The sequence below is a fragment of the Catenulispora yoronensis genome, from assembly GCF_039531695.1.
Lineage (GTDB): Bacteria > Actinomycetota > Actinomycetes > Streptomycetales > Catenulisporaceae > Catenulispora > Catenulispora yoronensis.
The window spans coordinates 1-11884 of sequence record NZ_BAAAQN010000116.1 but is presented as its reverse complement, the minus strand read 5'-3'; the positions used below and the strand labels follow the sequence as shown (position 1 = coordinate 11884).

General features: G+C 70.5%; 7 protein-coding genes and 1 tRNA gene. 5 read left to right on the top strand and 3 right to left on the bottom strand.

All coding sequences use genetic code 11. The annotated features are described in order from the left end of the window. Positions 1-344 precede the first annotated feature (344 nt). Complete coding sequence (locus ABD481_RS45810) at positions 345-1616, bottom strand: FAD-binding oxidoreductase (RefSeq protein ID WP_344672235.1); 1272 nt, start codon at positions 1614-1616, stop codon at positions 345-347. After that, complete coding sequence (locus tag ABD481_RS45805; RefSeq protein ID WP_344672234.1) at positions 1610-3094, bottom strand: FAD-linked oxidase C-terminal domain-containing protein; 1485 nt, start codon at positions 3092-3094, stop codon at positions 1610-1612. The genes ABD481_RS45810 and ABD481_RS45805 overlap by 7 nt, the downstream gene beginning before the upstream one ends. Positions 3095-3337: 243 nt before the next feature. Between ABD481_RS45805 and ABD481_RS45800 the strand changes: the two genes are divergently transcribed. The 4 genes from ABD481_RS45800 to ABD481_RS45785 all read left to right on the top strand — a co-directional run bounded on the left by ABD481_RS45800 (position 3338) and on the right by ABD481_RS45785 (position 6846). Further along, on the top strand, positions 3338-4363 hold the full coding sequence (locus ABD481_RS45800) for a GlxA family transcriptional regulator (protein WP_344672233.1): 1026 nt from the start codon (positions 3338-3340) through the stop codon (positions 4361-4363). A 75-nt stretch (positions 4364-4438) separates the two neighbouring features. Next, a complete protein-coding gene (gene orn / locus ABD481_RS45795) occupies positions 4439-5110 on the top strand; it encodes an oligoribonuclease (protein ID WP_344672232.1) in 672 nt (223 codons plus the stop codon). Between the two features lie 196 nt (positions 5111-5306). Beyond that, a tRNA-His gene (locus ABD481_RS45790) sits at positions 5307-5379 on the top strand. Between the two features lie 126 nt (positions 5380-5505). Then, entirely contained in the window at positions 5506-6846 is a 1341-nt protein-coding gene (locus ABD481_RS45785) for a (Fe-S)-binding protein (RefSeq protein ID WP_344672231.1), read from the top strand. A 21-nt stretch (positions 6847-6867) separates the two neighbouring features. Here ABD481_RS45785 and ABD481_RS45780 read toward each other — a convergent pair whose 3' ends face one another. After that, the gene (locus ABD481_RS45780; RefSeq protein WP_344672230.1) at positions 6868-7548 is read right to left on the bottom strand and encodes a hypothetical protein; all 681 of its coding nucleotides are present in this window, start codon (positions 7546-7548) and stop codon (positions 6868-6870) included. Positions 7549-8235: 687 nt separating this feature from the next. On the opposite strand from ABD481_RS45780, the gene asnB reads away from it, so the two are divergent. Next, a complete protein-coding gene (gene asnB, locus ABD481_RS45775; RefSeq protein WP_344672229.1) occupies positions 8236-10896 on the top strand; it encodes an asparagine synthase (glutamine-hydrolyzing) in 2661 nt (886 codons plus the stop codon). The last annotated feature ends 988 nt before the right edge of the window (positions 10897-11884 follow it).

The window sequence follows — 11884 nt, the reverse complement described above, 5'->3', positions numbered from 1 at the left end:
ATGCACACCCAACCGCAGCGCTAGAACAACAAGGTTCCGGCATGGACTTGATACCTGGGCGGCGGTGCTGTACCCGTAGGGCTGCCGACGTGAGCGAGGGGAACAAACCCCCACCCCACAAACCGCCGCCGCAGGGACTAGCAGCCACCCCCCTATGGAGCAGCGCCAGTTCTCCGAGGGATCAGAGGCCCTCGCCGGAGGCGCCTGCTTTTCGCTTTTCACAGCTTTTGACTGTGACCTTGACTTTGATCTCCGGCAGCCCGCAGCCCGCAGCCCGCAGCGCAGCTCTCACCCCTCATCCCTCATCCCTCAACACCCCACCCCACCCCAAGCAGACCCCACCCCTAAAACCAAGGCGCAAACCGCCCAGGCGCAAACCGATTCTCCGGATCAAAGTTCCCCTTCACCCGCCGCATCACCTCCACACCACCCGGCGCGCGCCCCCAAGACTCAACCATCGCATCCACCCCCGGCCTCCGCCGCCGCAGCATCACGAAGCCACCGACCGCCTCCACCGAGGTCCGCCAGTTCTTCACCAACTCAGCATGCGCCTTCGCGTCCCCGCCGGTCACCCGCACCGTGTAGCCCCCCGTCGCCGGACTGCACGTGAGCTGCGCCTTCACCCCCGAGTGCTCAGCCCACGCCGTCAGTGCCCGCACCAGTCCCGGGTCCACCCCGGGCCTCGTTGCCGCACGGAGCACGGTGTCGCCGGGCTCGGCGATGGTGCGTGCGGCGTGGGAGTACCAGAAGCTCTCCGACTCCTCGTCGTCCAGTTCGGCCTTGCTGCCGGTGAGCAGTGTCCGGGCGGCGGCGGCTCGGGCTGCGGCGCCGTCGGAGGTGCCGTCGAAGCGGACGGCCAGTACCTGCTCCGGTTCGCACCATTCGATGGCCGTGGGTTCGGTCGCGGAGCGGGTCAGTGCCCAGGACAGCCGCTGCGCGGCCTCGGTGTTGACATCGCGGACCATCACCGTCCGCGACGTCTGCGGCAGCGGATGCACTCGCAGTACCAACTCCGCCACCACGCCGAGGGTGCCCAGCGAGCCGTGGCACAGCTTGGCCAGGTCGTAGCCGGCGACGTTCTTGATGACGTGGCCGCCGCTCTTGGCGATCGCCCCGTCGGGGAACACCATCGTGGCGCCGATCACCAGTTCCCGCAGTGAGCCGTAGCCCAGGCGCCGGGGCCCCGCGTCGCCGGTGGCCAGCAGGCCGCCGATGGTGGCCTCCGAGCGGGCCGGGTCGTACGGCAGCCACTGCCCGCGTCCGGCCAGTTCGGCCTGTAGCACGTCCAGGCGGATGCCGCCCTGGACGTAGACGGTCATGTCCGCGGGCCGGTGGTCCAGCACCCGGTCCATGCCGGCCAGGGACACCGTGGTGCGCGGATCGCGGACCGGTGCGCCCCAGGTGGTGGCGGTGCCGGTGCCGCGGATCAGCACCGTGCCGACGGTGACCGCGTCGCGCAGGTCCTTCACCGTGGTCGGGGTGATGGAGCGCGGAGCGGGCAGCGGCGCGGCCGGCGAGGTGTCCGGGCCCGGGCCCGGGCCGCCGGCGTCCGCGCCGGAGCCGGCCCCGGCCGGACGCTCGCCGGGCGTCGAGCTCGCGAAGGAGGGACCTACCATCGTTGGATCTTTCCGGTCTCTTCAAGCGGATGCGGCTGGTACGCCCCGCCCCGCGCCTCACCGCACAGCGCGGGGGTCGGGAACACCTTGCCGGGGTTGCACAGCCCTGACGGATCGAACGCGGCGCGCAGACGGTCCATGGCCGTCAGGTCCGCCGGCGTGAACATCTTCGGCATCGAGCACGCCTTGTCCACCCCGATGCCGTGCTCGCCGGACAGCGAGCCGCCCAGCGCGACGCAGAGTTCGGCGATGGCGGCGGCCAGCTGCTCGGCGGCCGGCCCCTCGCCCGCCGCCGCCCGGTACAGCACCAGCGGATGCAGGTTGCCGTCCCCGGCGTGGAAGACGTTGGCCACCCGCAGCCCGGCGGCCGCCGACAGCCGGCCGATCTCGGTGAGCGCCTCGGCCAGCCGGGTGCGCGGCACCACGCCGTCCTGGAGCAGGAAGTCCGGCGAGAGCCGCCCCATGGCCGCGAACGCGGCCTTGCGGCCGGCCCAGATCGCGGCCCGCTCGGCCTCGTCGGCGGCGATCCGCAGCCGGGTGCACCGGTGCGCCGAACACAGAGCACTGACCTGCTCGAACAGCTCCTCGCACTCCGGCGCCGGACCGTCCAGCTCGATGATCAGCGCGGCCGCGGCCGTGCGGTCGTACCCGGCGTGCACCGCGTCCTCGCAGGCCCGGATCGCCAGGTTGTCCATCATCTCGATGGCGGCCGGTACGATCCCAGCGGCGATCACCGCGCTCACCGTGTCGCAGGCCGAGGCCACGTCCGGGAAGTCGGCCACCAGCGTGCGCACCGCCTCCGGCCTGCGCAGCAGCCGCACCGCCACCCGCGTGGCCACCCCGCAGGTGCCCTCCGCGCCGACGAATACCCCGCGCAGGTCGTAGCCGGGCGCGTCGTAGCAGGGCGCGGTGATGTCGTCCGAGCCCAGCACCGCCACCGTGCCGTCGGGCAGCACCGCCTCCACCGCCAGCACGTGGTGCGAGGTGAAGCCGTACTTCAGGCAGTGCGCCCCGCCGGAGTTCTCCGCGACGTTGCCGCCGATCGTGCACACCACTTGCGAGGAGGGGTCCGGCGCGTAGTAGAGGTCGTACCGGCCGGCCGCGGCGCTGATCGACAGGTTGGTGGCGCCGGGCTCGACCACCGCGGTCCGCCGGTCGGGGTCCACCTCAAGAATCCGGTTGAGCCGCGCCAGGGAGATCACGACGCCGGATTCGGCCGGCAGCGCGCCCCCGGACAGGCCGGTTCCGGCGCCGCGCGCGACATACGGCACGCCGTGCTCCAGACAGGCGCGGACGATCGGCGCCACCTGCTCCCGGCGCGCGGGCAGCAGCACCAGTCCGGGCAGCACCCGGTGCGCGGTCAGGGCGTCGGTCTCGTACGCACGGCGTTCGGCGGCGCCGGACAGCACGCGCAGCGTGGGGCCGCAGGCGGCCGTCACGTCCGTCAGAACCGCTTGCAAGGCCCGCGTCCGATCCATTCCCGGCACCCCCTTCCCGCCTCGTCCGCTCGCCCCCGATCCTCCAGTAGATCACCGCCGAACGCCACCGGGGAAGCCGGTCCGCCGCCCGCACCCGAGTGGACACCCGACTCCGGGTCATGTATGAGTTCTGATAATCCCAGGCCCGGCACGGCTTCCGCTCCAAGTCGCTTTTCCCTTTGCCTACAAAGGAAAATGGCTCGTTCCGACGATCCATCTGGACCAGAGAGGTCAGCCGCCCGAATGACACTGACTGCCCCCCGCCCGCGCCTGGCCCCCACGCGCGACCGGGGCACCGTCGCCGTCCTGCTGTTCCGGGACGCCCCCCTGTTCGAGTCGTCGATCCCGATCACGGTGTTCGGCGTCGACCGGCGCGTCATGGGACTGCCGTACTACCGCCTCCTGGTCTGCGCCGGCGAGGCCGGCCCGCTGGCCACCACCGGCTCGCTGCGGCTGTCCACGCCGTTCGGCCTGTCCGGCGCCGACCAGGCCGGGACGGTGATCGTGCCGGCCTGGCGGGCGCCGGGGGAGCGGCCCCCGGAACCGGCGCTGGCCGCGGTGCGCAAGGCCCACAAGGAGGGCGCGCGGCTGGCCGCGTTCGACTCCGGGGTCTTCGTGCTGGCCGCGGCCGGCGTCCTGGACGGCCGCGGGGCCACCACGCACTGGATGTACGCCCCGGCCCTGGCCCGCCACCACCGCCGGGTGAAGGTGGACGCCCGCTCGATGCAGATCGACCACGGCGACGTGGTCACCGGCGCCGGCTCCTCGGCCGGCCTGGACCTGTGCCTGTACCTGGTGCGCAGCGACCACGGCGCCGAGGCGGCCAGCGCGCTGGCCCGCCGCCTGGTGGTCGGCCCCGGCCGGCGCAGCGGCCAGGCCGCCTACTTCGACCGGCACCTGCCCAGCGAACTCGGCGCCGGCACCCCGATCGGCGACGCCATGGCCTGGGCCCTGGACCACCTGGCCGAGCCCTTCGACGTCGACGAGTTCGCCAAGCACTCCTCGATGTCCCGCCGCACCTTCGACCGCCGCTTCCTGGAGGTCACCGGCACCACCCCGCTGCGCTGGGTGAACTCCCAGCGGGTGATCGCCGCGCAGCGCATCCTGGAGTCCACCGACCTGCCGGTCGACGAGGTGGCCCGGCGCTCCGGCTTCGCCTCCGGCCCGGCGATGCGCGCCAACTTCCTGCGGGTCCTGGGCACCCAGCCGGCCCGCTACCGCGAGGCGTACCTGGCTTCTCGGGCCCGCGGTGGGCGCGAGGGGCACTAGCGCGGGTCACCGATGCGGGACGCGGGCTCCGGGGAGTGGCGGCACGCGGCGCCCGCCCCTGGATAGGGTGGGTCCATGAGTGACAGGCTGGTGTGGATCGACTGCGAGATGACCGGGCTCGACCTGGACAAGGACGCCTTGATCGAAGTGGCGGTGCTGGTCACCGACTCCGAGCTGAACGTCCTCGGCGACGGCGTCGACGTGGTCATCGCCCCGCCGGCCGGGGACCTCCCGGGCCTGCTGGACGGCATGGTCGAGGTGGTGCGCGAGATGCACACCGCCTCCGGCCTGCTGGAGGAGCTGTCCGGCGGGATCGCCATGGCCGAGGCCGAGCAGCGGGTCCTGGCCTACGTCCGCGAGCACGTGCCGGAGGCCGGCAAGGCGCAGCTGGCCGGCAACTCCGTCGGCACCGACCGCGGCTTCCTGGCCCGCGACATGCCCGAGCTGGAGCAGCACCTGCACTACCGGATCGTCGACGTCTCCTCGATCAAGGAGCTGGCCCGCCGCTGGTACCCCCGCGTCTACTTCAACGCCCCGAAGAAGACCGGCAACCACCGCGCGCTCGGCGACATCCGCGACTCCATCGCGGAGCTGCGGTACTACCGCGAGGCCATCTTCGTGCCGCATCCGGGCCCGGACTCCGAAACCGCGCGCACCCTCGCGGCGCGGGTCGAGGCGGACGAGGCGGCGGCCGCCGCGGGGCGCGCCGCGGCGGATGCGGCGGGCACGGCGGGCGCGCAGGCATAGGCCTCCGGGCTTCCCCGGAGGGCTCTCGCCGATCAAGGTCCCGGGCCCCGCGCCCGGGCGCCTGACCTCCCCAGGTGCGGTGAGACTCCCTACAGAAAGGGTTGTGCAGAGCACCGCCGGATCCATGTACACTTGGCGGTGCCAGCGCGGCGCGGGACACCGGGAAACCGGAATTCGGCGGCGCGGGGGGCACATGGTGGCCGTAGCTCAGTAGGTAGAGTCCTGGGTTGTGATCCCAGTTGTCGCGGGTTCGAGCCCCGTCGGCCACCCTCTTCGGAACGGCCTCTGATCTCGGAGAACGAGAGCAGGGGCCGTTTTTCGTACCCCGCTTCATACCTCACCGCACCCCGCTTCATGATCCACTCGATGATCGCCGCCTCAGTACACTGCCCGCCATGGGCGCGAACCTGAACGACCTCACCTCGGCGTGTGTCCACTGCGGGTTCTGCCTCCCGGCCTGCCCCACCTACGCCCTGTCCGGCGACGAGAACGACTCCCCGCGCGGCCGCATCCACCTCATGCGGCAGGTGCTCACCGGACAGGCGGAGCTCGACACCGCCGTCGCCGAACACGTCGACTCCTGCCTGGGCTGCCTGTCCTGCGTAAGCGCCTGCCCCTCCGGGGTCCAGTATGACCGGATCATCGAGGAGTTCCGGCCCGAGGTCGAGCAGGTCTACGCCGAGCCGCGCGGCGACCGCCTCTTCCGGCGCCTCGTGTTCGCACTCTTCCCCCATCCCGCCCGGCTGCGGATAGCCGCGCTGGGGGCTGTTGCCTACCGCCGAACGGGTGGAGCCGCGCTGGTCCGATCAAGTGGACTTCTGCGGCGCTTCCCGCGGCTCGGGGCCATGGAGGCTCTGATGCCCGAGACCACGGTCCGTAAGGCGTGGCGGTCGCCGGCGGTCCACAACCCGGCTCGGGGCGTGCGGCGGCGGACGGTCGGGTTGGTCGCGGGATGCGTGCAGCGCGTGTTCTTCGGCGACGTCAACGCCGCCACGATCCGCGTGCTCCAGGCGGAGGGCTGCGATGTCGAGGTGCCGGGGCAGGGTTGCTGCGGCGCGCTGTCGCTGCATGCTGGACGCGAGGAGGAGGCCAAGCGCTATGCGCGGGGGCTGATCGACGCTTTCGGCGCTTTCGGTGCCTTCGGTGCCTTCGGTGCTTCCGAAGGGGCTGAGGCTCTCGATGCCATCGTCGTCAACGTCGCGGGGTGCGGCTCGACGCTGAAGGCTTACGGCGAGCTCCTGGCGGACGATCCCGCCTATGCCGATCGTGCCGCTGCTTTTGCTGCGCGCGTTCGTGACGTCTCCGAAGTGCTCGCCGAGCTCGATCCGGTTGCCGAACGTCACCCGATCGAGGCACGCGTCACGTACCACGACGCCTGCCACCTCGCGCACGGGCAGGGCGTGCGTGCGCAGCCCCGGAAACTGCTCTCCGACGTCCCCGGTGTCGAGCTCGTCGAGCCCGCCGAGGCGGCCTTCTGCTGCGGCTCGGCGGGCATCCACAACCTGGTCCGCCCCGAGGCCGCGGAGCAGCTCGGGCGGCGCAAGGCCGAGCGGATCCGCGACACCGCCCCCGACCTGGTCGCCACTGGCAACCCCGGCTGCCTGTTGCAGATCCGGCGGTACCTGGACGAGGACGGGCAGGGGCCGGTCCCGGTCGTTCACCCGATCGAGATCGTCGACGCGTCGATCCGTGGGCGGCGGCTGAACCCTCGGGCGCTGGGTCGGCGGGTGCGCTGAGCCGCGACCCGATCCGCACCCTCAGTCCGACGTCGCCCGCTCGATCTTGCGCCGCTGCCAGGCCGGCCACCACCGGTCCAGCAGGAAGTACGTGATGATGCCCAGGCTGATCGCCACCAGGTGTTCCCGCCCGGCCAGGTTCGGCAGGATCGCCGCCTCGCCGCCCATCGACACCGCCGTCAGCGCCACCACCCAGTACGTGCGCAGCCGCAGCGCCAGGTAGATCAGCAGCGCCACCACCGCCACCGACGGGCCGGTGTCGACCTGGAAGTTGTCGATCTGCGGCGTCCCGATGTGCAGCCAGTTGCTGGCGTAGACCATGACCCGCGCCGCCATCGACGTCACCGCGCTGGTGATCATCGCGATCGCCAGCACCTTCTTCCAGCCCAGCCAGCACTCGGCGATCCCGAACGCGACCAGCACCTGCGTCATCGCGCCCCAGGCCGGCAGGTCCGGGGCCGGTGCGAACAGCGACAGCGGCAGCTGCGGCAGCAGCTCCCACAGCGGCTCGCCCTGCCGCACGCCCGCCACGTGCAGGACGAACGCCAGACCGGCCGGCCGGATCATTTCCAGGATCCACAGCAGGCCGATCAGCGCCACGCAGGCCAGCGTCGCCGGGATCGCCATCAGGCGCCGTTCGCGCAGCTTGCGCACCGGGACCGAGAAGAAGGTCACCATGTCGCCGAGGAAGCTGCGGCCCACGGTGAGTGCCGCGCGCGCGACCGGGTTGCGGTGGGGGGTGGCGGAGTCCGGGTCCGGGTACGGGTCCGCCTCCGCGCCTGGGCCCCCGCCTGCGCGCTTGCCTGCGCCTGGGCCCGTGCTTGAGCCCGCGCCCGTGCCCCCGCCTGCGCCTGGGCCCGTGCCTGGGCTCATGCCTGAGCCCGCGCCCAGGTTTGCCCCCGCGCCCGTCGCCATTCCTAAGATCGCTGTCGAATCCGCGCTCATGGCCGTTGTCGCGGCCGAGACCGCCGGCGCTGCCGCCGTGCTCGCCGCCTCGGCGGCCGCCGCCGCTTCCGCGCCCGCCTCTGGTCCGTCCACACCCGCCCCCGGGTCGCCGTCGCCGTCGCCCTCGCGGCCGGACTCGCCCGCGGACCCGGTGCCGACCGGTGTTCGCGGTGGTCCGGTCACGGTGTCATTCGCCATCGTCGTCGTCCCCCCGGATCGGTGGCCGTGGCGTCCGGCCTCGCTGGCTGCGCTGGGAAACCGCCTCCGAAGAGGATGGTAGCAACGTCGGAACTTCCGACGTCGGGTCGGCCGGCCGCGGTGATCACGCGGTTCCCCTGCCCGCTCGAAGATCACACTACTCGGCGTCGCTCGGGCGTCACCCGCTCGTCGTATAGGTTTGGCTCAGCGCGCAGGTTCTACCAACGGCGAGGAGTGGCACGGCACATGTGCGGGATCGCGGGTGTCTTCGGCGCCCATGACGAGGCGATGCTCAAGCGGATGGGTGACTCCATCGCGCACCGGGGTCCGGACGGCGAGGGCATCTACACCGACGGCGCGAACGTCGGCTACGCCCACCGGCGCCTGGCCATCATCGACCGGGCCCACGGCGACCAGCCGTTCCTCACCGAGGACGGCCGCTACGCCGCGGTCTACAACGGCGAGGTCTACAACTACCGGGAACTGATGGCCGAGCTGGAGGCGCTCGGGCACACCTTCCGCACGGTCTGCGACACCGAGGTGGTGGTCCGCGCCTTCGCCGAGTGGGGCGAGCAGGCGTTCGACCGGTTCAACGGGATGTTCGCGGTGGCCATCCACGACACCCAGACCGGTACCTCCTACCTGGCCCGGGACCACTTCGGCATCAAGCCGATCTACCTGGCCTCGGTGGACGGCCCGGCCGGCCACCAGCTGGTGTTCGGCTCGGAGATCAAGGCGATCCTGGCCTCCGGCCTGGTCCAGGCCGCTCCGGATGACGTCACGCTGTACCGCTACCTGCGGTTCCGCATCCACGAGGACTCGGACCGCACCTTCTTCGCCGGGATCGAGAAGGTGCGTCCCGGCGAGCTGGTCGTGGTCCACGACGGCACCGTCGAGCGGCGGATGTTCACCTCGCTGCGCGAGGACCTGCTGGCGGACGGGCCGCGCTCGCCGTTCACCAAGGACACCACCAAGGAGTTCAAGGAGCGCCTCACCGAGGCGATCCGGATGCGCCTGGTCGGCGAGGTCCCGGTCGGCACCGCGCTGTCCGGCGGCCTGGACTCCTCCACGGTGGTCGCCGTCATCAGCAAGCTGATGAAGCAGCACGCGCAGGACGTGGAGTCGGTCGGCGCCACCCAGAACAGCTTCTCGGCGGTGTTCCCCGGCAGCGTCAACGACGAGGAGCGCTACGTCGACGCGGTCATCGCCAAGGCCGAGGGGCCGGTCAACTGCCACAAGGTGAAGCCGAACCCGGACGAGTTCCTGGAGGACCTCGCCGACTTCGTGCGCACCCAGGAGGAGCCGACCATCTCCACCGGCCCCTACGCGCAGTACAAGGTGATGCAGGAGGCCACCCAGCACGTCACGGTGCTGCTCGACGGCCAGGGCGCCGACGAGATGATGGCCGGCTACCTGCCGTACTACTTCGTCTACCTGCGCCAGCTCCGCAAGGAGAAGCAGTACACGAAGCTGATGCGCGAGGTGGTGTCCTCCACCGACGTGCTGTCCCGCTACGGCAAGCAGGTGGTGCGCGGCAAGCTCGGCCTGGACAAGCCCGTCGACATCCGCCAGATGCTCGACAAGGGCTTCGCCAAGCAGCACAAGGGCGAGACCTTCTCCCCGGTCCCGGACGACCTGCGGGCCCGCCTGGTCGAGGACATCTTCGCCAACTCCCTGCCCTCCCTGCTGCGCTACGAGGACCGCAACACCATGCGCTTCTCGCTGGAGGGCCGCGTGCCCTTCCTGGACATCACGCTGCTGCGCTACCTGTTCACCCTCGAACCGGAAGCCATCATCAAGCAGGGCTGGAACAAGAAGATCCTGCGCGACTCGGTGCGCGGGCTGCTGCCCGACACCATCGTCGACCGTCGCAACAAGATCGGCTTCACGACGCCCGAGCGCGAGTGGTTCCTGCGGATCAAGAACCACGTCCACACGGTCTTCCGCTCCGACAGCTTCGGCTCCCGGCCCTACTTCGACCAGGCCTCCGTGCTGCGCGCCTTCGAGGAGTTCATCGCCGGCAAGAACAGCGACACCATGCTGTTCTGGCGGATGCTCAACGTCGAGCTGTGGCTGCGCACCTTCGTCGACGCCCCCGGCACCCACATCGACTCGACGACCTCCGCCGCCAAGGAGTACTTCGCCGCCAACCCCGGCAAGGAGATCGCGATCGCCACCGCCTCCAGCGGCCAGGTGCTCCGCTTCCCGATCCAGACCGACGCCTTCGCCAAGGGCGACGACTTCCACACCAAGATCTCCGAGTACGGCGCCGAGTTCGCCACCCGCGCCGCGGAGTCCACCGACCACGCCGAGGCCCTCAACAGCCCCTGGTTCCTCGCCGTCAGCGAGAAGGTGGTCGCCATCTCCCAGGGCCGCTCCTACTTCCTGTGGGAGATCAAGCCCTCCTTCGCAGCCCGCAAACTCCAAAAGTTCGTCGTCCGCACCCCCGCCGGCATCGGCCTGGGCTCCCCGGAAACAATGCAGCTGGCAATCCAAGAAGCCGGCCTCACCCGCATCATCGCCGCCTCCGCCGCGGGCGCCGTCGGCAAGGTGGTCGGCCGCAAGGGCCTGTTCTACCAACTCGCCGGCCCGGCGGTCCGCGCCATCGACGGCCCGACGCAGTACTCGCTGTACCCCTCCAACGTCTCCGCGAAGCTGGCCCCGGCCGACCCGGAGAAGGCGGCCGGAGAGCTGGCGGACCGTCTGCGCAAGGTGCTGCCGAAGCAGGCTGCTGAGACGTTCCAGGGCGTGGCCATCATCGACGCCAACGACTTGGGCTGCAACATCCTGGGCCAGGCCACGTCGGTGGCCGAGGAACGAATCGCGGAGATGTTCAAGGACAACCCGCTGGGGCAGGGTGCGCAGCGGACGCCTTTGGCTGTGGTGGTGCTGCCGAAGAAGGGGTAGTCGGCGGGGCGGGCCGTGGCGGGGGTGGGGTGGCTGTAGGAAGGGAAGGAACGCGCAGGGGCCGGAGGCGGGAGCTTTTGGCCCCTGTGGGTGATTGGTTGAGGTTGAGGTTGGGTTTGAGGTTGAGGTTGAGATCAACGGCTGAGGGTCAAAGGCCGAAAGTCAAAGGCCGAAGATCAAAGGCCGAAAGTCAAAGGCCGAAGATCAAAGGCCGAAAGTCAAAGGCCGAAGATCAAAGGTCGAAGATCAAAGGCCGAAGATCAAAGTCAAGAGCTGGGTAAGGCAGGCGCCTCCGGCGAGGGCCTCTGATCCCTCGGAGAACTGGCGCTGCTCCATAGGTGGGCCCGGCTAGTCCCTGCGCTGGCGGTTGGTGGGGTGGGGGTTTGTTCCCCTCGGTCACGTCGGCAGCCCTACGGGTACAGCACCGCCGCCCAGGTATCAAGTCCATGCCGCTGCGGTGATGCTTATTGGGCTGCGGTTGGGCTTGCATGAACTTGACACCTGGTCGGCGGTACTGTAGGCAAAGCCCTGCCGACGTGACCGAGGAGAACAAACCAAAACCCCAGGGAGAGGACTGAAGGATCCGGGGGCAGTGGGCGGCCACTTCAGCCCTCCGGCCGCCGGTAGGCAAACCTTCGGCCGCCGGTTGAGGCAGGGGGCGTTAGCTGCCCATGCGAGAGAGTCTTCTGCCACCCGGTGGGGCAAGCCTTTGGGGATGTCTTCGGCCGCCGCTTTTGCTTTGAACCTTCCCGGTGGCCGGAATCGGCGAGGCGCCCAGCCCTCTCCCCAGTGATTGTCAGCTCTCTCCCTGGTTTTTGGTTTGTTCTCCTCGGTCACGTCGGCAGGGCTTTGCCTACAGTGCCGCCGACAGGGCTTTTGCGTTCTCATGGGTTGGTTTGTATGCCTAGTAGTTTCAGGGTGTGGTTGCGGTGGTCGCGCATGTGGTCGGTGGCGGCGGCGATGTTGGTCCAGCCGGTGAGTTTGAGTA

Excerpts from the sequence above, each read along its gene's own strand:
- ABD481_RS45800 (WP_344672233.1), top strand. The coding sequence starts at position 3,338 with ATGACACTGACTGCCCCCCGCCCGCGCCTGGCCCCCACGCGCGACCGG.
- orn (WP_344672232.1), top strand. The coding sequence starts at position 4,439 with ATGAGTGACAGGCTGGTGTGGATCGACTGCGAGATGACCGGGCTCGAC.
- asnB (WP_344672229.1), top strand. The coding sequence starts at position 8,236 with ATGTGCGGGATCGCGGGTGTCTTCGGCGCCCATGACGAGGCGATGCTC.
- ABD481_RS45810 (WP_344672235.1), bottom strand. The coding sequence starts at position 1,616 with ATGGTAGGTCCCTCCTTCGCGAGCTCGACGCCCGGCGAGCGTCCGGCC.
- ABD481_RS45805 (WP_344672234.1), bottom strand. The coding sequence starts at position 3,094 with ATGGATCGGACGCGGGCCTTGCAAGCGGTTCTGACGGACGTGACGGCC.
- ABD481_RS45785 (WP_344672231.1), top strand. The coding sequence starts at position 5,506 with ATGGGCGCGAACCTGAACGACCTCACCTCGGCGTGTGTCCACTGCGGG.